This is a genomic window from Sphingopyxis sp. (genome assembly GCF_040216815.1).
GTDB lineage: Bacteria > Pseudomonadota > Alphaproteobacteria > Sphingomonadales > Sphingomonadaceae > Sphingopyxis.
Window position 1 is genome coordinate 273,546 of the sequence record NZ_JAVJOJ010000009.1, and the last position, 22,153, is coordinate 295,698.

15 protein-coding genes are annotated in these 22,153 nt (G+C 65.8%); 5 read left to right on the plus strand and 10 right to left on the minus strand.

Going from position 1 to position 22,153, the window contains the following annotated elements; translation table 11 throughout:
• Nucleotides 1-13 precede the first annotated feature (13 nt).
• Together RIA72_RS11865 and RIA72_RS11870 are read right to left on the minus strand one after the other, a co-directional pair.
• On the minus strand, nucleotides 14-2,887 hold the full coding sequence (locus tag RIA72_RS11865) for a M16 family metallopeptidase (RefSeq protein ID WP_350032262.1): 2,874 nt from the start codon (nucleotides 2,885-2,887) through the stop codon (nucleotides 14-16).
• A gap of 96 nt (nucleotides 2,888-2,983) precedes the next feature.
• Nucleotides 2,984-5,140, minus strand: a complete 2,157-nt coding sequence (locus RIA72_RS11870; RefSeq protein ID WP_350032263.1) for an acylase — start codon at nucleotides 5,138-5,140, stop codon at nucleotides 2,984-2,986.
• A gap of 148 nt (nucleotides 5,141-5,288) precedes the next feature.
• On the opposite strand from RIA72_RS11870, the gene RIA72_RS11875 reads away from it, so the two are divergent.
• Both RIA72_RS11875 and clpB read left to right on the plus strand, forming a co-directional pair.
• Entirely contained in the window at nucleotides 5,289-6,863 is a 1,575-nt protein-coding gene (locus RIA72_RS11875; protein WP_350032264.1) for a leucyl aminopeptidase, read from the plus strand.
• Between the two features lie 179 nt (nucleotides 6,864-7,042).
• A complete protein-coding gene (gene clpB, locus RIA72_RS11880; protein ID WP_350032265.1) occupies nucleotides 7,043-9,622 on the plus strand; it encodes an ATP-dependent chaperone ClpB in 2,580 nt (859 codons plus the stop codon).
• A gap of 27 nt (nucleotides 9,623-9,649) precedes the next feature.
• Here clpB and RIA72_RS11885 read toward each other — a convergent pair whose 3' ends face one another.
• The 3 genes from RIA72_RS11885 to RIA72_RS11895 form a co-directional block, all read right to left on the minus strand.
• Entirely contained in the window at nucleotides 9,650-9,967 is a 318-nt protein-coding gene (locus RIA72_RS11885) for a hypothetical protein (RefSeq protein WP_350032266.1), read from the minus strand.
• Between the two features lie 37 nt (nucleotides 9,968-10,004).
• On the minus strand, nucleotides 10,005-10,322 hold the full coding sequence (locus RIA72_RS11890; protein WP_350032267.1) for a hypothetical protein: 318 nt from the start codon (nucleotides 10,320-10,322) through the stop codon (nucleotides 10,005-10,007).
• A gap of 96 nt (nucleotides 10,323-10,418) precedes the next feature.
• Complete coding sequence (locus RIA72_RS11895) at nucleotides 10,419-11,603, minus strand: aspartyl/asparaginyl beta-hydroxylase domain-containing protein (RefSeq protein WP_350032268.1); 1,185 nt, start codon at nucleotides 11,601-11,603, stop codon at nucleotides 10,419-10,421.
• On the opposite strand from RIA72_RS11895, the gene RIA72_RS11900 reads away from it, so the two are divergent.
• Nucleotides 11,602-12,666 carry a hypothetical protein gene (locus RIA72_RS11900; protein WP_350032269.1) on the plus strand — a complete coding sequence of 355 codons (1,065 nt, stop codon included), beginning with the start codon at nucleotides 11,602-11,604 and terminating at the stop codon, nucleotides 12,664-12,666. The two genes, RIA72_RS11895 and RIA72_RS11900, sit on opposite strands and share 2 nt — an antisense overlap.
• Before the next feature lie 228 nt (nucleotides 12,667-12,894).
• Here the strand turns inward: RIA72_RS11900 and RIA72_RS11905 are convergent, their stop codons facing one another.
• From RIA72_RS11905 to xseA, 4 genes are all read right to left on the minus strand, one after another.
• Complete coding sequence (locus RIA72_RS11905) at nucleotides 12,895-16,092, minus strand: TonB-dependent receptor domain-containing protein (RefSeq protein WP_350032270.1); 3,198 nt, start codon at nucleotides 16,090-16,092, stop codon at nucleotides 12,895-12,897.
• A gap of 279 nt (nucleotides 16,093-16,371) precedes the next feature.
• Entirely contained in the window at nucleotides 16,372-17,286 is a 915-nt protein-coding gene (locus tag RIA72_RS11910; protein ID WP_350032271.1) for a peptidoglycan DD-metalloendopeptidase family protein, read from the minus strand.
• Complete coding sequence (locus tag RIA72_RS11915; RefSeq protein ID WP_350032272.1) at nucleotides 17,283-17,495, minus strand: DUF2093 domain-containing protein; 213 nt, start codon at nucleotides 17,493-17,495, stop codon at nucleotides 17,283-17,285. Before RIA72_RS11915 ends, RIA72_RS11910 begins: the two co-directional genes overlap by 4 nt.
• 75 nt (nucleotides 17,496-17,570) lie before the next feature.
• Complete coding sequence (gene xseA, locus RIA72_RS11920; RefSeq protein WP_350032273.1) at nucleotides 17,571-19,007, minus strand: exodeoxyribonuclease VII large subunit; 1,437 nt, start codon at nucleotides 19,005-19,007, stop codon at nucleotides 17,571-17,573.
• Here xseA and purD point away from each other — a divergent pair.
• Both purD and RIA72_RS11930 read left to right on the plus strand, forming a co-directional pair.
• Nucleotides 19,006-20,283, plus strand: a complete 1,278-nt coding sequence (purD, locus tag RIA72_RS11925) for a phosphoribosylamine--glycine ligase (protein ID WP_350032274.1) — start codon at nucleotides 19,006-19,008, stop codon at nucleotides 20,281-20,283. The genes xseA and purD overlap by 2 nt on opposite strands.
• A 61-nt stretch (nucleotides 20,284-20,344) precedes the next feature.
• A complete protein-coding gene (locus RIA72_RS11930; protein WP_350032275.1) occupies nucleotides 20,345-21,079 on the plus strand; it encodes a helix-hairpin-helix domain-containing protein in 735 nt (244 codons plus the stop codon).
• Between the two features lie 103 nt (nucleotides 21,080-21,182).
• Here the strand turns inward: RIA72_RS11930 and RIA72_RS11935 are convergent, their stop codons facing one another.
• Nucleotides 21,183-22,151 carry a DUF6607 family protein gene (locus RIA72_RS11935; protein WP_350032276.1) on the minus strand — a complete coding sequence of 323 codons (969 nt, stop codon included), beginning with the start codon at nucleotides 22,149-22,151 and terminating at the stop codon, nucleotides 21,183-21,185.
• Nucleotides 22,152-22,153 lie beyond the last annotated feature (2 nt).

Here is a 22,153-nt window from a genome sequence, read left to right on the forward strand (position 1 = left end):
ACTGAAACTGATGTTAGTTAGCGGGAGACACCGTTTCCACGGGTAGACCCAATCCGTCAAGCTGCGGTTTCACCACCGCTGCATCGCCGACGACGACATAGACAAGGTCATCGACGCTGAAGGTCGCGCGCGCCGCAGCGTCGATCTCTTCGGCGGTCATCGCCTCATAGGTCGCCGCGAGCGTTTCATAATAATCGTCCGCGCGGCCGAACTTGGCGATCGCGCGTAGCCCGCCGAGCACGTCACCCGACGTTTCGAAACTGCCGGGAAGCTCGCGCACATTGCCGTTGATCGTGCGCTCCAGCTCTTCGGCGGTCACCCCCTTGTCGGCAAGGAACGCGCGAAGGTCGCTTTGCAGCTCCTTGATCGAATCGCCGGTGCGATCGGCCTGCACCGGCGCCGCCGCGACCCACGACAGCCGGTCCTTGTCGGCCGAGATGCGCGTGCGCACACCGTACGACCAGCCCTTCGTCTCGCGCAGGTTCATGTTGAAGCGCGACAGGAAATTGCCGCCGAAAATATCGTTCGCCGCGCGCAGCACCTCCAGCTCGTCGCCGCCTTTCGCGTCGATCACACGGCCCGCCAGGATCACCGACTGCGGCGATTTGGGCCGATCGACGAGCAGAATGCGCGGCTCGGGCTTTGGAATCGCGATTTCGAAATGCTTGGTCGGTTTCGGCGTCGCGGGCACCTTCCAGTTGCCGAACGCGGCGTCGAGCTGGCGCGTCACCTCTTTCAGCGTCGTGTCGCCGACGACAAAGATCGTCGCGAGGTCCGGGCGCACCCACGTCGAATGAAAGTCCGCGAGTTGTTCGCGCGTCGCGCCCGCCACCGACTTCGCATTGCCGAGGCCCGATGGCGGGATGCCATAGGGATGCTCGGCCCCGTACAGCACGGGCGCCAGCACACGCGAGGCGATCGCATTGGGATTGTTGAGTTCGGCCTTCAATCGGTTGAGCTGCTGCGCCCGCACCCGTTCCAGCTCCTTCGCGTCGAACGCGGGGTTGCGGATATAGTCGGCGAGCAGCGCCAGCGACGGCGCCAGATTGGGTTTCAGCGCGAACAGGCTGAAAATCGTCTCGTCGGCGTTCGCCGATCCGTCGATCTGCGCGCCAAGCCGTTCCTTCGCCTCGGCAAAGGCGATCGAATCGAGCTTTGTCGTACCTTCGTCCATCAGGCTCAGCATCAGCGACTGGGTGCCGAGCGCGCTGCGCGGGTCGGCGGCATAGCCCGCGTCGAAGCTGACCGCGACATTGACCGTCGGCACCGCACTGCGCTTTGCGAAGACGACCTCGATCCCGTTCTTGAGCTTCGCGCGCTCGATCGCAGGGAAATCGAGCGCCTTGAGCCCGGCTACCTCCGGAAGCTGCGAGCGGTCGGCGATCGATGTGCCGAGGCCCCTATCGGGGCCCACGTCACCGAGTGCCGGGTTCCAATAGCGGTCGGGCGCGACCGCTGCCGCGGCCTTGCCCGCCGTCACGGCACCGCCGCGATTCTCGCCGCCTTCGGTGCGCTCCCCGGGGGTATAGGTCAGCGAGAAGGCCGGGCGCGACAGCCACTTATTCGCCGCCGCCTTCACCGCTTCGGGCGTTGCCTTCGCCAACCGGTCGAGCTCGACCTTGTAATAGCCGGGATCGTTCGAATAGAGCGCGCCCTCCGCAAGCGCGACCGCCTTGCCGCCAAAGCCGCCTACCGATTCAAGCCCGGCGATCGCCGTGCCGAGATAGCTTGCCGCGGCGCGCTGCAACTCGTCGGCTGTCGGGCCGGTGGCGAGGAACGACGCGATTTCCTGGTCCAGCCGCTGCGCCACGACGGCGGGTTCGACGCCGTCCTTCACATCGGCCTGAACAAGCAGAATGCCCGCATCCTCGAACGGCTGGGCATAGGCCGACACGCTGACCGCCACCGGATCCTTGCGGACCATCGCATTGTCGAGCCGCGACGACGACAGGCCGCCGAGCACACTCATCGCCATTTGCAGCGGTACGGATTCGGGGTCATTGAGTCCGGGGATCGCCCACATGCGATAAATGCGCGTTGTGGGGATGAGGTCCTTGACCTCCTTGGCGAGCGGCGCGGGCAGCGTCGGAACCGACACGGCCGGGGACTTGACCTCGGGGCCGCGGGGGATGTCGCCGAACCAATGCTCGACCTTTGCCTTTGCCGTCGCGACGTCGATGTCGCCGGCCAGCACCAGCACGGCATTGTTGGGGCCATAATTATCGGTGAACCATTTTTTCACATCGTCGAGGCTCGCCGAATTAAGGTCGGCCATCGAACCGATGGTGCTGTGGTGATAAGGGTGCCCCTTGGGAAAGAGATTCTCGAAAATCTCGTAGCGTAGCAGGCCATAGGGATTGTTATCGCCCTGGCGCTTTTCATTCTGGACGACGCCGCGCTGATTATCGAGCTTTTCCTGCGTCACCGCGCCGAGCAGATGCCCCATGCGGTCGCTTTCCAGAAACAGCGCACGGTCGAGCGCGCCCGTCGGCACCGTTTCGAAATAATTGGTGCGGTCAAGAAAGGTGGTGCCGTTGAAATCGGTCGCGCCGACCTGCTGCAATGGTTCGAAAAAATCGCCCGGCGCGTTTTCCGATCCGTTGAACATCAGATGTTCGAACAAATGGGCGAACCCCGTCTTGCCCTTCGGCTCATGCTTCGATCCGACGCGGTACCACACCGACACCGCGACGACCGGCGCCTTGCGATCCTCGTGCACGATGACGCGCAGGCCGTTATCGAGGGTGAAGGCCTGATACGGAATGTCGACCGCCTTCACGAGGTCGGCGACCGGCGCCGGATCGGCCGCCTTGGCAAATGCGGGCGCCGGCGCGACGAGCGATGTCGACAGGGTAAGAGCGAGAGTGAAACGGCGAAAGCGAGCCATGAAAATCCCCTGGGTCAAGGCGCGCAGGCAGGGCCTGCGGAATATGGGGTGCCGAACGGCACTGTATCAATGGTCTAGGACAGCGCCCGGCGCCTTTCAAGGCCGATAGAAACGCGCCCCGCTCGCCCGCAGCATCGCGGGGTCGAACAGCACCGGTTTCAACCGGTGGCGCACGAACAGCGGCGCCTGGTCGTTATAGTGCGGGCTGTCGGGGCGCGTTGTCGCCGCACCGAAAGGCTGGATCGATTCGGACCGGACCCGCCCGGCCCGATCCCATGTCACGAACATGATGAAGCTGTCGCCGTGGCGGACCTTCAGCCGCCCGTCGGGTTCCGCGTCCCATAGCGTCGACGCGCGCACCGTGTCGTTGCCGCCGTCGAGCGGCAGGTCGATCCGGTTCGGCCCCTCGCCATGGCGGAGCCGCAGCACTGTGCCGAGCTTCGGATCGAGCCCGCCGAAATGCTCCTGCAGATGCGCGACGGTTTCGCTCAGCACCTCGCGCGGGTCGGGTGCGGCGCGGCGTTGATAGTGCCGCCCGTTCGCCGGGCGCAGCACCATCAGCGCCAGCGCGTCGCCCTTGCCCTTGCCATCGAGATTCCAGTCCCATTTGCGCAGCAGCGCCTGCGCGTCGGCAAGCGCCGGGTCCCCCTTGGTATCGAGCGCAAGCAGCCGGTCGATCCACGCCTTCGCATAACCGGTACGCGAATAGGCGGTGTCATATTTGATCGCCTTCAGCCGCGCCTCGTCGATCTGTCCCGACGACTCGAACAACTCGATCAGCCGCACCGCGCGGTTCGTCATGTCGTCCTCGACCCCGAGCAGGGGCGAAAAGGCCGCCGCGTCGAGTTCGTCGCCCGGCCCTGCGGCGACCCACGGCGTGTTGTTCGCGTTCATCACATAGCCCGAACGCGGATTGACGAGCGCCGGCACCCGATCGAACGGCAACGTCTTGGTCCAGACCGCCGCCGACGTGTCGCCGGGCAGCACGCCGCGCCAATTATACCCCGCAGGCCGATCGGGAAACATCGCATTATAGAAAAGGCCGATATTGCCCCTCGCATCGGCATAGACGAAATTGGTGGCCGGAACGCCCTGCCCCGCCATCGCCGCGCGCCACTCGGCAAAATCCCTGGCCTTGTTCAGCCGGTAATATTGCGTCACCATCGCCGCCTGGTCCTGCCCGGCATAACGGATGGCGAAAGCACCGCGATCATTCTTCACGACCGGACCGTGGACCGAGCGATAGACGGTGCGCGGCACCGGGAGGACGAAGGGCCCGAATTTGACCTTGAGCCAGACGCGCTCTTTTTCGAGCGGGCGCCACGCGCCGTCGAAGCGGTAATTCTCGCCGCTTTCATCCAGCACAAGCTTGTAGACATCGATGAGGTCGGGGCGGTTCACCGTGTTGGTCCAGCCCAGATATTTGTTGTGCCCAAGGAAGGGATAGGGCGATCCGGGGAAGTTGGCGCCCGCGAAATCCCAGCCCTCCTCGCTATGCACGACCAGTTCGTACCAGGCGACGCCGCCCGTCCACGGCTGGTGCGAATTGGAAACGAGCCGCGTCGCGCCATCGGTCGAGCGCGCGGGAGCGACCGCCATCGCATTCGATCCATTGTCGGCCGGGTCGCGACCAACCGGCGTCAGTTCGCGCGGAACCAGCTTGCCCGTGGCATCGAGCGCGGGACCGCCCTCGCGCCCGATGGGCTTGCCCTCGACAAGCGATCCGAGCACCGAATCGAGGCCGAAGAAAAAGGGCGAGCGCAGTACGAAACCCGCGACGACATCCTCGCCCGTCACCGGGAACAGGCCCGACAGCCGTACCTCGTCCGGATGCTTGTCGGCATAATGGTTGAGTCCCGCGGCATAGGCGGTGAACAGCGTGCGCACATCGGCGGGTAGCCGGGGCCAGTCGCGCGCCGTCGTCGCGCGTATATCGAGCAGCGCAGCCGCATAATCGACCTTTGCGCCATCCTCGCCCAGCATCGCGCCCGCGCGCCCGCGCGTCATCGCCAGCACTTCCTGAAGCGTCGAAAAATCATCCTCGGCGTGCGCGTAAGCGACGCCATAGGCGACGTCGGCGTCGGTCTTGCCAAAGATGTGCGGCACGCCGAATCCGTCGCGGGCGATGCGGACATCGGCGGGCTTGAATGCGGGCGCCGCCGTTGCCTCGGTCGTCAATGGTTCCCAGACGGCCAGCGAGACGGCGGTAAGCGCCAACAGCAACAGAAATCCCAGAAAAGTCCGTCGCAGCATCGCCGATCCCTTCGCTTTCGCTCTCGCGGCATCTGTGGCGGTCATGTCGTTCGATGGCAAGCCGCTGTCGTTCGTCGAGCCGGATTTGCGGACAGGTGAACGGTGGCTATGCAGGTCACAGCTCATCAAGCAACGGGGAACATCATCCATGCGCATGAAAACACTGCTTCTTTCGGCCTGCCTTTCGCTCGTCCTTGCGCCCGGCGCGATGGCGCAGGGCGTCGCCGGGTCGGGGGTCGCGCCGGCAACCGCGACGAACAGCGCCGAACGCGCGATCGGTTTCGCCTCGCAGGCGCCGGCGGGCGCCGCGCTCGTTATCGTGATGACCGACGCGACGCTGCCGCCGCTCGACGGCGCCCAGCTCACCACGGCCGAGCGCCAGGCGGTCGAAGCCGCGATCGCGGCCGCAAGCTTCGAGGGCAAGGCGGGATCGACGCTGTCGCTGCGCGGCATCGGCGCGCATCCGCGCATCCTGCTCGTCGGCGCTGGGCCGGTGCCTTCCTCGCTTGCGCTAGCCGAAGCGGGCGGCAAGGCGGCACAGGAGATGAAGGATGAGGCGCATCCTGTTGCCATCGCGGGCGCCTTTGGCGACGCCTCGGCCGCCGAGGTCGCTTATGGCTACACGCTCGGCCAGTATCGCTTCGACCGTTACAAGACGGTCGACCGCAAGGCCCCGCCCGCCGCTCCCGTCACGCTCGTCGGCGCCAATCCTTCGGCCGCCGAAGCCGCTTTTGCGGCGCGCTGGCAGCCGCTCGCCGATGGTGTGCGCCTGTCGCGCGATCTCGCCAACGAACCCGCCAACGTCATCTACCCCGAAAGCTTCGTCGCGCGTGTGCGCACGGCGTTTGCGGGCGTTCCGGGGGTGAGCATCGAGGTGCTCGACGAAGCGGCGATGCGGCGGCTGGGCATGGGAACGATCGTCGGCGTCGGCCAGGGTAGCCCGCGCGGATCGCGGCTGCTCGCCGTGCGCTATCGCGGCGCGGGCGCACCCGCCGCTCCGACGGCCTTTATCGGCAAGGGCATCACCTTCGATTCGGGGGGCATCTCGCTGAAGCCGGGCACGGGCATGTGGAATATGAAAGGCGATATGTCGGGCGCTGCATCGGTCGTTGGCGCCGCGCTGTCGCTCGCCAAGTCCAGGGCGCCCGTCCACATCGTGGCGGTCGCGGCACTCGCCGAAAACATGCCCGACGGCAACGCCCAGCGCCCCGGCGATGTCGTACGCACGCTGTCGGGCAAGACGATCGAAATGCTGAACAGCGATGCCGAAGGCCGTCTCGTCCTTGCCGACGCCAATGAATATATCGCGCGCGAATATAAGCCGCGGGCGATCGTCAATATCGCGACGCTCACCGGGTCGATCGTCGGCGCGCTCGACGATCAATATGCCGGCCTTTTTTCGCGCGACGAAAATCTCGCCGCCGCGCTGCTCGCTGCCGGCACCGCGAGCGGCGAGGAATTGTGGCGGATGCCGCTGCACAAAAATTACGCCGACAAGATGAAGTCCGACATCGCCGACATTCGCAACATCGCGTCGGGCCAAGGTCCGGGTGCCAGCCTCGGCGCTCATTTCATCGGCTTTTTCGTCGCAGACGATATGCCGTGGGCGCACCTCGACATCGCGGGCGTCAACCGCAGCGAGTCGGCAAGCCCGCTCGTGCCCAAGGGGATGACGGGCTTTGGTGTCCGCCTGCTCGACCAGTTCGCGCGGGGCGGGGCGTAGGTGAACCCTTCCCTCATCCGTCACCCCGACGGAGGCCGGGGTCTCGACCGAGCGTCCAAACGCGGCGGCGAGATCCCGGCCTCCGCCGCGATGACGATCAGGGAGGGATAGGGCCACGCACCCCTTGTGTTGCCAAAAAGCAACACTATCTTCGCCGATAAGAAAGGGGCTTATCCTATATGAACCTCGAAAAATTCACCGACCGCGCCAAGGGCTTTCTGCAGGCGGCGCAGACGATCGCGATCCGTATGAACCACCAGCGGATTTCGCCCGAACATATTGCGAAGGCGCTGCTCGAAGACAATCAGGGCATGGCCGCGGGACTGATCGCGAACAGCGGCGGCGACACGGCGCGCGCGGTGCAAGGCATCGACGCCCTTCTCGCCAAAGTTCCCGCGGTGTCGGGGTCGGGCGCCCAGGCGACGCCGGGGCTCGACAACGACGCGGTGCGCCTGCTCGACCAGGCCGAACAGGTCGCCGCAAAGGCGGGCAGCGAATATGTCGCGGTCCAGAATATCCTGCTGGCCATGGTGCTGGCGCCGAGCACGCCGGTGGGCAAGGCCCTTGCCGATGCGGACGTCAGGCCCGAGGCGCTCAACGCCGCGATCGCCAAGCTGACCGGCGGCCGCACCGCCGACACCGCCTCCGCCGAAGACCGGTACGACGCGCTGCAAAAATTCGCCCGCGATCTCACCGAGGTCGCGCGCGAGGGCAAGCTCGATCCGGTCATCGGCCGCGACGAGGAAATCCGCCGCACCGTGCAGATCCTCGCGCGCCGTACCAAGAATAATCCAGTGCTGATCGGCGAAACCGGTGTCGGCAAGACCGCGATCGCCGAGGGGCTCGCGCTGCGCATCGTCAACGGCGATGTCCCCGACAGCCTGAAGGACCGCCGCCTGCTCGCGCTCGACATGGGCGCGCTGATCGCGGGCGCCAAATATCGCGGCGAGTTCGAGGAGCGGCTGAAAGGCGTGCTCGACGATGTGAAATCCGCCGAGGGCGAAATCATCCTCTTCATCGACGAGATGCACACGCTCGTCGGCGCGGGAAAATCCGAAGGCGCAATGGACGCCTCGAACCTTTTGAAGCCCGCGCTGGCGCGCGGCGAACTCCACTGCATCGGCGCGACAACGCTCGACGAATATCGCAAGCATGTCGAAAAGGACCCCGCGCTCCAGCGGCGCTTCCAGCCGGTGTTCGTCGGTGAGCCGACGGTCGAGGATTCGATCTCGATCCTGCGCGGCATCAAGGAAAAATATGAGCTGCACCACGGCGTGCGCATCACCGACGGGGCGATCGTCGCCGCGGCGACGCTGTCGAACCGCTATATCTCCGACCGTTTCCTGCCCGACAAGGCGATCGACCTGATGGACGAGGCGGCGAGCCGTATCCGCATGGAGGTCGAATCGAAGCCCGAGGAGATCGAGACGCTCGATCGCCGCATCATCCAGATGAAGATCGAGGAATCGGCGCTCGGCAAGGAAAGCGACGCCGCCTCGAAGGACCGGCTCGCCGCGCTCCAGGCCGAGCTTGCGAATCTCGAACAACAGTCGGCCGAACTGACGCAGAAGTGGCAGGCGGAGAAGGACAAGATCCACGCCGAGGCGAAGATCAAGGAAGAGCTCGACGCCGCGCGCTCGGCGCTCGACCAGGCGCAGCGCGCGGGCGATCTCGCAAAGGCGGGGGAGCTGTCCTACGGCACCATTCCGGGCCTGGAAAAACGGCTCGCGGAGGCCGAGGCCGCGTCGGGCAACGCCATGCTGCGCGAAGAAGTCACCGCCGACGACATCGCCGCGGTGGTGAGCCGCTGGACCGGCATCCCCGTCGACCGGATGATGGAGGGCGAGCGCGAGAAGCTGCTCGGCATGGAAGAAACGCTGGGAAAGCGCGTCATCGGTCAGGACGAGGCGGTGCGCGCCGTGTCTACCGCGGTGCGCCGCGCGCGCGCGGGGCTTCAGGACCCCAATCGCCCGGTCGGCAGCTTCCTCTTCCTCGGCCCCACGGGCGTCGGCAAGACCGAGCTCACCAAGGCGCTCGCGCGCTTTCTGTTCGACGACGACAATGCGATGGTCCGCATCGACATGTCCGAATATATGGAAAAGCACAGCGTTGCGCGGCTCGTCGGTGCGCCGCCGGGCTATGTCGGTTATGAGGAGGGCGGTACGCTCACCGAAGCGGTGCGCCGCCGCCCCTATCAGGTCGTCCTGTTCGACGAGGTCGAAAAGGCGCATGGCGACGTGTTCAACATCCTGCTTCAGGTGCTCGACGACGGGCGCCTCACCGACGGGCAAGGGCGCACGGTCGACTTCACCAACACGCTGATCATTCTGACCTCGAACCTCGGCAGCCAGGCGATCGCCGCGCTCCCCGACGACGCGCCGGTGGAACAGGCCGAACCTGCGGTGATGGAAGTGGTTCGCAGCCATTTCCGGCCCGAATTCCTGAACCGGTTGGACGAGATCGTGCTGTTCCACCGTCTCGCGCAGCAGCATATGGGCGGCATCGTCGACATCCAGGTGGCGCGCGTGCAGAAACTGCTCGACGACCGCAAGGTCACGCTCGACCTCACCGATGCGGCGCGCAACTGGCTCGGCCGCGTCGGTTATGATCCCGTCTATGGCGCGCGGCCGCTGAAGCGCGCCGTTCAGAAATATCTGCAAGACCCGCTTGCCGATCTGATCCTGAAAGGCGAGGTCAGGGATGGGTCGACGATCAGAGTTGACGAAGGCGACGGCGGACTGGTGTTGTCCGCCGCCTGAAACCGCGTCGGGAGCCTCTGATAATCGTCAGTTGCTACTGTTGACGGGTGCGCGCGTCATCGCCTCGGCGGTGTCGCGCGCATTCTGGTTCCCCTCGGCCCACGCCTGCTTCCACTGTTCGTTGGTGCGGCACACGCGCGCCTTCTTCACCCAAGAACCGATCTCCTCGATCTTTCGGCACTTGATATAATAGGGATGGGTCATCGCCAATCCATCATTATAGGCCTTGATCTCGGCATTGGTCATCTCCGACGGCGCCCGCGCCGGGGGTGCCCGTTCGGAGTTCGCTTCGGCTGCGGGTGCCGACGCGGCGGCAAGCAGCGCAATGGCCATGAAATTCAGCATCCGAATATCCCTTCCCATTCGATCCGCGATCGACGGATCAGTTCGAGCTACCTGCCTTGCTCGTCATCGCCTCGGCCGTGTCGCGCGCGGCCTGATTGCCTTTCGCGCTGACTTCCTTCCACTGCTTGTTGGTGTGGCAAACGCGGTTCTTCTTCACCAGCGAGCCGACCTCGAGCGTCTTGCGGCATTTGATATAGGCAGGATCGGTGGCGAGCAGCCCCTCGTTATGCGCCTTGATCTCGGTCGGTGTCATCGCCGATGGCGCCTTGGCGGGCTCGGGCTGAGCGAAGGCTTGGGCGGTGGAGGCCGACAGCAGGCCGGCGAAGACGAAAACGGCAGATGCAATCCGGGTCATATGATATCTCCTGTCGCGGGTCTTCCCGCAGGATCAGGCAGGCTATCTTATTGGCGATGCGCCCTTTCGCAAGCCCCAATCGAACCCGCAACGACCCTAACGCGGCACCGCATAGCCCGACGCATCGGCCGATGCGAAATAGCGCAACAGCAGCTCGCGTTCTCCAGCAGTCATGTGCGGGTTCCAGACGTCGAAGATCAAAACCGCGCGCAGCTCGTCGCTCTCGTTCCACGCCTCATGCTCGATCGTGTCGTCGAAGGCGAAGGCGACGCCCTCTTGCCACTGGCGCGTCTCTCCGCCCACCCGAAAACCGCAGCCCGGGGGAACGATCAGCGGCAGATGCACGATCGCGCGCGTGTTGGTCACGCCCGTGTGCGGCGGGATGCGCGTGTGCGGTTTCAGTATCGAGAAGAAGGCGCTTGGCGCCCGGCCGGGAATGCGCGCACCCGGAACCGCGGCAAGTGCCGCCGCCGTCGCTGGACAGCGATCGAGGACGAGCTGGTTGGGTTCGCCATATTCCCACAGGAAACAGGCGCCCCAGTCGAGCTGGTTGTCGAGCGGCGACCAGAGGCTTTCGGGCGACCCCGGCTCCATCCGGACGTAGGGCCTTAACGCTTCCCCCGGATCGGCGAGCAGCGCCTGCAACTCGGAACGGATCGCGTCGGTTTGCGACTCGATCTGGGCGAACCAGGGGAAATGCCCGCGATCGAAAAACTCGTCGGCGGGCAGAAAGGGGTAATACACCCCTGCGCATTCGTTATGATAGATACGACGGCGGCCCAGCGCGCTTGCGACGAATGCTTCGCCGCGTCGGGCCTCGGTTTCGGACAAATCGCCGCGCATGTCTTCGAACGCCGCCGATGCGGCCGTGAACATCGCACCCGTCGCCTGGGTGACGAAATCTTGCCCATGCGCCAGCAGCGGTACAAGCGGCGGCGGCACAGGGTCCAGCTGCCCGCCCAAGGCGACCGCCGCGCTCCATGCGGCAAGCGCCTGCCCCATCTCACCGCGCATTTCGTGGCGTTCGCCCTTGCGCACCCACGCGATCAGGTCGCGGCGATCAATGGCCAGCGCAGCATCGAGCGCCGCCAGTTCCCCCAGATCGTCGCCCAGCGCGCGCCGGGCCGAAGCCAGGTTACGCTGCAAGGCTCCCGAATGTGGGTCGGCGGAGATCGCCTCGGCAAAATGCCTCGCTGCCGAAGCATGGTCGCCCGCCTGCAGGGCCGCGATGCCGCGCCGATTGGCTTCGACCGCTAAAGTGGGAGGAGATGCGCTGGCCATGCCCATGCTTGCCATCGCCAACGCCAATCGGCAAGGTCGATCGATGCCCGCTCCGCCCTCTGTGTCCGCCGTCGTCGATGATGCCACCTGGCTCGCACATCGTTACGATCCCGGTCATGACGCCTTTCACTTTCGCTCGGTCACGCGCCCGGCGCGTATGGCCGTCCCCTTCCTCACCGATCAACATTTGGGCGAGGCGGCCGAGCCGCTGGTGCTCCGCCGTACCGATTGCGCGGCGGCGGTTCAGGGGCGGCAGGCGCCGCTCCATTTCCTCTTCCATTCGGCCTATTGCGCCTCGACGATGCTCGCACACGCGTTCGACCGGCCGGGCGTTGCAACGTCGCTGTCAGAGCCCGTTCTCCTTAACGACATGATCGGGTGGCGGCGTCGCGGGGCGGATGCGCGAATGCATGGCCGCGTGATGGACGACGCGCTCGCCCTGCTCGGGCGGAGTTTCACGGCGCAGGAGGCTGTGGTCGTCAAACCCTCGAACATCTTCAACCCGCTCGCGCGGGGCGCGCTGATGTTGCGACCGCAAGCACGCGCGATCCTGCTTCACGCGCCGCTACGCGACTTCCTGCTCTCGGTTGCGCGAAAGGGATTGTGGTGCCGCCTTTGGTGCCGCGAGCTTCTGGAAAATTACCTCGCCGACGGCTTCGTACGGCTTGCGTTCGAGCCGCGCGACTATTTTCGCCAGTCCGACCTGCAAGTCGCGGCGATCGGCTGGCTGGCGCAGCAGCAGGCCTTTGCCGCGCTGCTGGACTGGGCGCCCGACCGGATTGCGTCGCTCGACAGCAGGGCGCTGACCGGCGATCCGGTCGCAGCAGTCGCCGCGGCGACCACCCATTTCGGTCTCGCGGCCGACGAGACCCAAATAGCCGCACATCCGGCGTTGGGACGCAACAGCAAGTCGGGCGCAGCTTTCGCTCCCGGTGAACGACAGCGCGACCTCGCCGCGGCCGAAAGCGCGTATGGGGACGAAGTGTCGCAGGTTTTCGACTGGGCCGCGGCGGTCGCGGAACAGGCAGGCATCCCGCTCACCCTGCCCGGTGCATTGCGGTAACCCTTCCACCGGCCGTCACCGCGCCAACGTAGAAACGCGCGGCCGGTTTCGGCCGAAAAGCAGCCACATCTATCATCGTCATCCCGGACTTGATCCGGGACGACGAATCGGGGGAGCGAAACCGCAGCTCTCCGCCCCTGAACGGCCAATTCATCGACCGCTCAGCCGCATAGAAAAAGGGGCGGACATTGCTGTCCGCCCCCAATTCTTGCCAAAGCCTGGGTTCGATTAGAACTTCAGCTTCGCCGACACCGCATAGCGGCGACCCAGCGCGTCGTAGGTCGACGGATAGGTGTTGCCGCTGTTGTAGGTGGTCGCACCGATGGTGTTGCCCAGCAGCGGCGGCTTGTTGTCGAGCAGATTCTGCACCGTCGCCGTGAACACCAGATTCTCGCTGACGTTGAACCGCGCCGTCAGGTCGAAATAGCTCTGCGCCTTGACCTTGCGGAACTGCGGATCGACGACGCAACCGTTCGGATCGGTACCCGTCGGGTCCGGACAGCCGGTGGTCGGGCTCGTGCCGGCAGCAACCGCGGCGGCGATGTCGTCGGCCAGCTGTTGCGGTTCGAACGAAACGCCATCAATCCAGCGCCACAGCAGCGAAACGTCGACGGTGTCGAAGCCCAGCGTGAAGCGGTTCGAGAACTGGAACTCCGGCTGGATCGAGCCGGTGAACGAGCAGTTCACGCTATAGTAGCCGACGCATTCGCGGTTGAGCGAATCCGGGTTGGCAACATTGGCGTTGAACTTCGAGCTGTTCGTCCAGTTACCGACGAACGACCAGGCGAGGTTCGCGAAGCCAAGGTCGGTGTTCCAGTTCATCAACAGGTCAATACCGTCGGTGAACAGGCGGCCCTGGTTGTTCGTCAGGCCGAACAGGCCCGGCGTGATCGACGGGTCGCCGTCAAGACCACCGGTGATCGGGTTACGACGGATCGACGTACAGGCCGGGTTGGTTGCGCTCGATGCCGACAGACCGTCGAAACAGGCGGCAATGATGTCGCCCGGCAGCGGCGTGCCCAACACGTCAGTGATCTTGATGTTGTAATAGTCGACCGACATGTTGAAGCGCGGCAGGAAGTCCGGCTGCCACACGACACCCACCGTCCAGGTGTTCGCCTTTTCGGGCTGGAGGTTCAGGTTGCCGCCGACCGTGATGTTGGCCTGCGCCGCGGTCGGGTTGGTGATCGAACCGATGGTTCCGACCGGAGCGCCCTGCGCGATACAGACCGCGCGCAGGTTGGCATCGGTCGTCGGCGCCGAACCGGCGCAGGGATCGATGCCGAGGTTGGTGAGGCCAACCGTCTGCGGCGTGAACAGCTCGCCGATGTTCGGCGCGCGGACCGCGCGGCTGTAGTTACCGCGGAACTTGACGCCCGCGCCCGGTTCCCAGCTGCCGCCGGCTTTCCAGGTCCAGGTGTCGTAACCGCCGGCGCCGCGGATGCTGTAATCCGAATAACGCACACCGGCTTCGAGGGTCAGGCTTTCAAAGAAAGGCTTGTCCTCGATCAGCGGCGCGACGATTTCGGCATAAGCTTCATAGACGTCATAGGCGCCGTCGATGTCCGGAGCCGCGCCGCCTGCACCGCCGAGTTCACCCGGGGTCTTGGCGAGCAGATCCGACGCCTGCTGCGCGGTATATTTGCGATATTCGCCGCCCAGCGCGAAGCCGATCGGCTGCACCGCGCCCGGCGAGGCGAAGCCGAGGTCGCCCGACACGATCGCACGGACCTGCGCCAGCGAGGTGCGGTTAACGGTCGTGCTGTTTTCCGACAGATAATTGGCCATTTCGGGCGTGATCGAGCCTTCGGGACCGAACAGGTTGACCGGAACGCAGTTGGCGTTGCCGCTCTGGCACGTCACGCCGTCGTTCGACAGCGCGGCTTCGCGGAAGCGCGACTGCAGCGTGTAGTTCTGAATCGTCTGGATATTTTCCGATTCGCCATAGGCACCCTCGACGCTCCAGTCGATCGTGTCGGTGATGCCGCCACGGACGCCGACGCGATAGTCGAAGAAGGTCGTCTGATAGTCGCTGATGCGCGGGCCAACCTCGGGCGTACGACGGTTCAGGGTGACGGCGGGGTTCGGATTGTAACCTTCACCGGCTGAAATCACGCCATCGTTATTGACGTCGAAAGCAACAAAACCGCCCTGCCCGATCTCGCGATAGTTGGGATCCGACCGGCCCGTCGCAGTTGCGGCGGCGGCGCATTCAGCCGGCGTGAAGCGAGCCGTGTAAATGTCCGGACGCGGGTTGACGTCGAAAGCACAGAATTGGTTACGCAACGTCGCGGGCAGGAAGGGGTTGTTGAGGTTGATCGGCACCGTGCCGCCGAACGAACCCGAAGGCGCGATGATCGTCGAAACGGTGTTCTTCGAGAACATGCCGCGCGTGTAGACTTCGACCGAGTCCGACACTTCATAATTGGCCTGAGCGTAAATGTTGAAGCGCTCAAACGGCGTCTGGAAGATGTTGAACGGGTTGAAGTTATAGGTTGCGAAAGTGCCGACACCCGCACCTGCCGCGTTGACCTGGCGAAGACCACCGTTGGTAGCACCGCCGGGGTTGGCGACATAGATGGGGCGGCCATCGGCGTCATAATTGCCGGTGAAGACCGATTCGGGGGTCGTATTCGGCGTACCGGCGGCGGTCAGCGGACGAGTGCCCGCAAAGCGCGACGGAACCGAAGTGCCCGAACCGATGAAGGTGTTCGAATAGCTGTCGAGCGTGTTTTCCGAGAAGGACCGCGCGCCCTGATAGACGGGGTCAGCTTGCTGATAGCCGATGCTCAGCACCGCGTTGCCGCGGCCGTCGTCGAAGTTCGCACCGATCGTCGCGTCGACGCGGAAGATGTGGCCGTCGCCGCGTTCGGTAATCTGGTTCGAAGCGGTGACTTCAAGGCCCGCGAAGTCGCGCTTGGTGACGAAGTTGACGACACCGGTGATGGCGTCGGCACCATAGGTGGTCACCGCGGCGCCGGTCAGCGCGTCGACGCGCTCGATAAGCGCGAGCGGAATATTGTTGAGGTCGACGCGGCCGTTAACGTCCGACGGCGCGACGCGGTTGCCGTTGATCAGGACGATGTTGCGGATCGAGCCGAGACCGCGAAGGTCGACGTACGACGCACCGCCGTTGCCGTTGTTGACCGCCGAACCGATGTTGGCGACAACGCCGGGCAGTTCGCGCAGAACTTCTTCTGCGACGTTCGATTGCTTGAGCTCGATCGTGTCGGCGGTCGTGACGTTAACCGGCGTCGACTGTTCGAGATTCGGATTACGGATCAGCGTACCGGTGACGACGATTTCGCTGTTGCCGGTGGCGCCTTCCGCGGCGTCCTGCGCATAGGCAGGAGCCGAAACCAGGGCGACGCTCATCACGAGCGGCGCGGCACCCAGTTTCAGCTTGGAATAGTGGGTTTTCTTCACAGTGCAGTCCCTTGCTACTGGTGGATTGAATTACCCGGACCCCTGATGCGGCGACGCAAAGCCGACGCGCGCAGATGCCCCGATAGCGTGCGGGATGACCCCTCGTTCAGCTTGAGTAAAGGAAATTTGCCCCGCTAACGGCCGTTTCGCGGCGCATTGTGACGTATTTGCAACAGACTTGGGATGCCACGACACACATCGCGCGACGATGCCGCATCCTGCGACATTTTGTTTCACTGGTTACGATTTCACAATGATGCCGCCGTCGCGGCGAGCGGCTCAACCACCCATCGGGCCGGCAAGCTTTCCGGGGTCGAGGCGCGCGCCCTGCCAGCTCAGTCCCCAGTGCATATGCGGACCCGTCGCGCGTCCGGTGCGGCCGACCGTACCGAGCTGCTGCCCCTGCACGACACGGTCGCCTGCTTTCACGTCGAGCCGCTGGCAATGGAGGAACGCGCTCGACAGCCCCATGCCATGATCGACGATGAGCAGATGCCCCTCGAGCGTGAAAGGCGCATCGGCGGCGAGCGTCACGACCCCGTCGGCGGGCGCGAGAAAGGGCGTTCCGGCGGGAACCGCGATGTCGGTGCCGCTGTGATAGGGGCCCGGCTTTCCCTGATAGACGCGCTGCGCCCCGAAAAAGCCCGACAGGCGCCCGGTCACGGGCCAGCGGAACGTCTGCCGCCAGCCGTCCGCGTCGACTTGTTTCGCACGCGCCGCCGCGATCTGCGCAAGTTCGGCGGGACGGCGGCGCGCAAAGTCGGCGTCGCTCGACGCGTTGCCGCGGTAGGGCGCGTTGATATGTTCGAGCCGCCAGCGGCCGGGGGCGACCGCGATCGAGCGATTGATGCGCGCGCCATCGGCGAAGGTCGCGGTCAACTCGGCCTCCGCCCCCGCATCGCGGTCGAAACCGAGCAGGAAGACGCCATCGGGCGCCACCGGAACCGGCTTGCCGTCGAGAGTCAGGCTGCGCACGCCCGGCGACACGCGCCCGGTAATGGCAGCGCCCTGTTCGGCGGTGCCGGACAGCGTGACTTCATGGCGGACAGGTGGAGGCGGCGGCACCGGCGTAGGGGCTGGTGCCGCGACGGGCGGGGGCGCAGGCCGACTTTCGGATTCGGTCGCCGGAACGCAGCCTGTCGTCGCCAGCAGCGCGCAGATCGCGCCGCACCGCCAATCGAACGCGGCCCTCATGCGCCGCGCGCAGCGTCCAGTTCGGCCTGTACCGACAGCGCGGCGCTTGCATAGGCTTCCTGCCGCGCGACCGACCAGTATCGAAGCTCGTCAAGCCCGATCGGCACACCCGTCACCGCGCACAGCACATGATCGCCGGGCGCCAGCACGCGAAACCCATTGGGGCCATATTGGAGGCGGGCGAGGCGGTTGCTGCTGGCGATCAACATGATTCTGCGTCCATTCGGCGGGAAAGATAAAGCGGGACTATAGCAGCATCGCCCGCGCGGACCACCCCCGCGCGCTCAGAACAGCTCGCCCTGTCCCGCTTTGGGCGCGGATCGCGGCCCCTTGCGCGCGGCGCGCGGCGCAGAAGGCGCCGGGGCGGGGTCGCCCCCCTCCCCTGACGCCGCGGCCACCGGCACCTCGCCATCGGCGAACTGGAGCTGGAGGTGCCCGGCCGCCCGCGCCCTCGCCGCGCTCGCGACAATCGCGCCGCTGCTGTCGCGCACCATCGCGTAACCGCGCGCGAGCAATGCCCGCGGATCGAGCGACGCGAGCAGCCGCCCCAGCCCTTCGAGCTTTGCCCGGTCGCGGTCCCACGCGCGCGCGAGCAAGGGAGGCCGCAACGCCGCACCGCGCGACGCCAACCGCTCGCCCAGCACCGTCAGCCGCTGGCGCTGCCCGCGATCGAGCCGGTCGCCCGCATCGTCGAGCCGCTGGCGCTGCGGCGCGTAGAGCGCGTCGCGTTTGGGCAGGTGCCGCGCAAGCGCCGCCAGCCGCTCGCCGCCCAGCGCCTGCGCCCGGTTCGCCGCGCCGATCATCCGCCCGCCCCAGGTCGCGAGCTGGGCGAGCAGCTCGGAACGCACCGGCACGGCCATCTCCGCCGCCGCGGTGGGGGTTGGTGCGCGCCGGTCGGCGGCATAGTCGGCGAGCGTCACGTCGGTTTCGTGCCCCACCGCGCTGATCGTCGGGATGCGGCAATCGGCGATCGCCCGCACGACCACTTCTTCGTTGAACGCCCACAGATCCTCGATCGAGCCGCCGCCGCGCGCGACGATGACCAGGTCGGGGCGCGGCACCGGTCCGCCCGTATCGAGCGCGTCGAAGCCGCGGATTGCCTTCGCCACCTGCGCCGCCGCGCCATCGCCCTGCACCAGCACGGGCCAGACGATCACATGCGTCGGGCAACGGTCGGCAAGGCGGTGGAGAATGTCGCGGATCACCGCCCCGGTCGGCGAGGTCACGACGCCGATCGTGCGCGGCAGATAGGGAAGCGGCTGCTTCCGGTCGCGGTCGAACAGCCCTTCGCCGCCCAGCCGCGCCTTCAATTTTTCGAAGAGCAGCATCAGTGCGCCTTCGCCCGCGACCTCCAGGCTTTCGACGACCAGCTGATATTTGGAGCGGCCGGGGTAAGTGGTGAGTTTGCCGGTCGCGATCACCTCGATCCCGTCCTCGGGCCGAAAGGCCAGCCGCGCCGCCTGCCCCTTCCACATCACCATGTCGATCAGCGCATTATCGTCCTTCAGCGCTGCGTAAAAATGCCCCGACGCCGCGCGCTTGGCGCCCGACAGCTCACCGCGCACGCGCACGCGCGCGAAACCATCCTCGACCGTGCGCTTGATCGCCGCCGACAATTGGCTGACCGACAGCGGCGGCACATTGTCCCCCGGCGCCTCCTCGGCTAACAGCCGCGCGTCGGTGCCATCGTCGGACGCCTCATCGGGAAAAGGAACTGCCATGAATATCCTGCTCATCGGATCGGGGGGCCGCGAACATGCGCTGGCATGGCAACTGGCACAATCGCCCAGCTGCGCCAAGCTCTATGCCGCACCGGGCAACCCGGGAATCGAACTCCACGCCGAATGCGTGCCGATCGCCGCCGACGATCTGGACGGGCTGATCGCCTTTGTCCGCGCGCATGGCATTGATTTCGTCGTCGTCGGACCCGAAGCGCCGCTGGTGGCGGGCCTTGCCGACCGGCTGCGCGACATCGGCATACCCACATTCGGTCCCTCGGCCGCCGCCGCGCGGCTCGAAGGATCGAAGGGTTTTACCAAGGATTTGTGTGCGCGCGCCGCGATCCCCACCGCCGCCTATGTTCGCTGCACGAGCGCCGAGGAGGCGCTGTCCGCGCTCGAGGGTTTCGCGATTCCCGTGGTCATCAAGGCCGACGGCCTCGCCGCGGGCAAGGGCGTGATCATCGCCGAAACGCGCGCCGATGCCGAAGCCGCGATCGCCGATATGTTCGCGGGCGCCTTTGGCGGGGCGGGCGCCGAAGTGGTGATCGAGGAATTTATGACGGGCGAGGAAGCGAGCTTCTTTGCCCTGTCCGACGGCAAGGATGTAATCGCCTTTGGCAGCGCGCAGGACCACAAGCGCGTGGGCGACGGCGACACCGGACCCAATACCGGTGGCATGGGCGCCTACAGCCCCGCTCCCGTCCTCACCCCCGAACTCGAAACCGCGGTGATGGATCGCATCATTCGCCCGACGGTGACGACGCTCGCCGCCGACGGCACGCCCTATGTCGGTGTGCTGTTCGCCGGGCTGATGCTCACCGGCGAAGGCCCGAAACTGATCGAATATAATTGCCGCTTCGGCGATCCCGAATGCCAGGTGCTGATGATGCGGTTCAAGGGCGACCTCGCCGCGCTGCTCCACGCCGCGGCAACAGGCGCGCTCGCGGCGGCCGACACGCCGGCCTTTGCGCATGATTATGCGCTCACCGTCGTGATGGCGGCCCGGGGCTATCCCGGCACGCCCGAAAAGGGCGGCGCGATCCGCCGCATCGCCGATGCCGAAGCAGGCGGCGTGCGCGTCTTTCACGCCGGAACCGCGCGCGAGGAGCGTACGCTTGTCGTCGCGGGCGGGCGCGTGCTCAACGTCACCGCGACGGGAAAGACCGTCACCGAGGCACAGGGGCACGCTTATTCGGCGGTGGACAAGCTCGACTTTCCGAGCGGCTTCTGCCGCCGCGACATCGGCTGGCGTGAGGTCGCGCGCGAGGCCGAATGAGGCGCTGGACGCGCCGCGCACCACGGCATAGGCTGGACCAAAACAGCGAGCGGAGAAATATATGATCTGGCTTCAGGAAAACTGGATGATCGCGGTCGTCGGCCTGGTCGTGGCCGTCGTGTTGCTATGGTGGCTGTTCGGCCGCGCCAAACCCGCCGAGATCGCCCCGCCGACCGCAGAGCCCGTCAAACCCGCAAAGCCGCTCGAACCGGTGAGGCCCGAGATCGTCGCGGCCGAACCCGCGCGCTTCAAGCCTGTGGAACCCAAGCTGCAACCTCCCGCGCCCCCTGCCCCCTTGCCCGCGGACACGGCGCCGCCCCCGGCGACGGCACCCGCCCCAACGCCCGCCGCCGAAGCGCAGCCGCCCAAACCGGCGACCAAGCCCAAAGCCGCCGCCAAGCCGACGGCAAAGAAAACGGCGCCAGCCAAGGAACCCGCCAAGGCCACGGCCAAAAAGGCGGCCGCCAAGCCAGCCGCCGACGCAGCGGCGATCCCGTCTGAACCGACGGTGCCCCCGCCCCCAGCGCCCGCTGCCCCGGCGACCAAGGCCGATAATCTGCAACTTTTGAAGGGCGTCGGCCCCAAGCTTGTCGTGCTGCTCAACAGCCTCGGCGTCACCAGTTTTCGCCAGATCGCCGAGTGGACCGACGCCGATGTCGCGCGGGTCGACGCGCAGCTCGGCGCCTTTCAGGGCCGCATCGCGCGTGACAATCTGATCGATCAGGCCGGCTATCTCGCCCGCGGCGACAAGGCCGGGTTCGAGGCGAAATACGGCGCGCTGGGCGGGGAGCTTTAGGCCCGCGGGCGCTTCAACGCTGAAGGCGCTGCCAACGGCACAGATGACGGGGGGCCTCGCGAACCGCCCCCCGGTTGGCGCCTTTGCATGGCCGTGGAGGCGATCAAATCTTACGCGTGTTGCTTTCGATCAGCTTCGTCGCCTCGGCAATGGCCTTGGCCGTGCTCAGCTTTCCGTCCTGCACCTCGTCGGCGATTTCGAGCAGGCGGCCACTGATCACCGTGCCCGTGTCGGCTTTTTCGTCGATCGCGATCCCGCCCTTGGCCGCGGCCACGCGCTCCCACGCTGCACGCACCGCCGCCCAATAATCCTTGGTCGCGGTCCAATAATCGTCGGCGGCCTTCACGTCATATTGATCATATTTCAGATAGGTGTTGAGGACATATTCCTGGACGATCGGCACCAGCTTGCCGTCCTTTGCCCCCATTTTCGTATTATCCTGCCAGTGGATCCAGCCGTCGGGGGTCGGCTGGTGGCGGTTGATCGCATAATAGCGGTCGTAAACGGGGTTGCGGACGGCGTCGCGGCGCGCGAGCGGGCGCCACGTCCAGTTGGAACGCCAACGACGGATACCCGCCTGCGTCTCGAACTGGCCCCAGCCGCCGTAGCGCGGACTGTCATCGACCTGGTAAACGGTCTGCGACCAGCGGCCGGTACGCATCCGTTCGGGCACATCTTCCCACACCCACTGGCCCTTGTCCGAATAGACAAGCACGCGCGCGGGTTCATATTCCCAATCCTGCCGCCAATGCTTGATGATATGCGTCTGCCCCTCATGCTCGATGACGAGCAGATGCTGCAGCATGATCTTGCGCCCCGTGTCCTCGATCACGCGCACGACCTCGTTGCCGCCCGACCTTTTGGGATCGAGCTTTTCATAATCGGCATCCCAGCGCGTCGATTCCTGCATGTTGAAGCTGACGCGGTAGTTACCCGCCATCGCAAGGATGTCGGCGCGATCCTGTTCAAAGCTGGCTGCGGCCGTTTCGGCCGCGATCGGGGGGTGCGCCGATGCGGCGACAGGCAATGCGGCGGAAAGCAGCAAGCCCGCGATGATTACGATCTTTTTCATGG

Coding starts and splice junctions, on each gene's coding strand:
- RIA72_RS11900 (WP_350032269.1), top strand. CDS start 11,602: ATGCCCATGCTTGCCATCGCCAACGCCAATCGGCAAGGTCGATCGATG.
- RIA72_RS11870 (WP_350032263.1), bottom strand. CDS start 5,140: ATGCTGCGACGGACTTTTCTGGGATTTCTGTTGCTGTTGGCGCTTACC.
- RIA72_RS11930 (WP_350032275.1), top strand. CDS start 20,345: ATGATCTGGCTTCAGGAAAACTGGATGATCGCGGTCGTCGGCCTGGTC.
- RIA72_RS11915 (WP_350032272.1), bottom strand. CDS start 17,495: ATGTTGATCGCCAGCAGCAACCGCCTCGCCCGCCTCCAATATGGCCCC.
- RIA72_RS11895 (WP_350032268.1), bottom strand. CDS start 11,603: ATGGCCAGCGCATCTCCTCCCACTTTAGCGGTCGAAGCCAATCGGCGC.
- RIA72_RS11890 (WP_350032267.1), bottom strand. CDS start 10,322: ATGACCCGGATTGCATCTGCCGTTTTCGTCTTCGCCGGCCTGCTGTCG.
- purD (WP_350032274.1), top strand. CDS start 19,006: ATGAATATCCTGCTCATCGGATCGGGGGGCCGCGAACATGCGCTGGCA.
- RIA72_RS11885 (WP_350032266.1), bottom strand. CDS start 9,967: ATGCTGAATTTCATGGCCATTGCGCTGCTTGCCGCCGCGTCGGCACCC.
- xseA (WP_350032273.1), bottom strand. CDS start 19,007: ATGGCAGTTCCTTTTCCCGATGAGGCGTCCGACGATGGCACCGACGCG.
- RIA72_RS11865 (WP_350032262.1), bottom strand. CDS start 2,887: ATGGCTCGCTTTCGCCGTTTCACTCTCGCTCTTACCCTGTCGACATCG.
- RIA72_RS11910 (WP_350032271.1), bottom strand. CDS start 17,286: ATGAGGGCCGCGTTCGATTGGCGGTGCGGCGCGATCTGCGCGCTGCTG.
- RIA72_RS11875 (WP_350032264.1), top strand. CDS start 5,289: ATGCGCATGAAAACACTGCTTCTTTCGGCCTGCCTTTCGCTCGTCCTT.
- RIA72_RS11935 (WP_350032276.1), bottom strand. CDS start 22,151: ATGAAAAAGATCGTAATCATCGCGGGCTTGCTGCTTTCCGCCGCATTG.
- clpB (WP_350032265.1), top strand. CDS start 7,043: ATGAACCTCGAAAAATTCACCGACCGCGCCAAGGGCTTTCTGCAGGCG.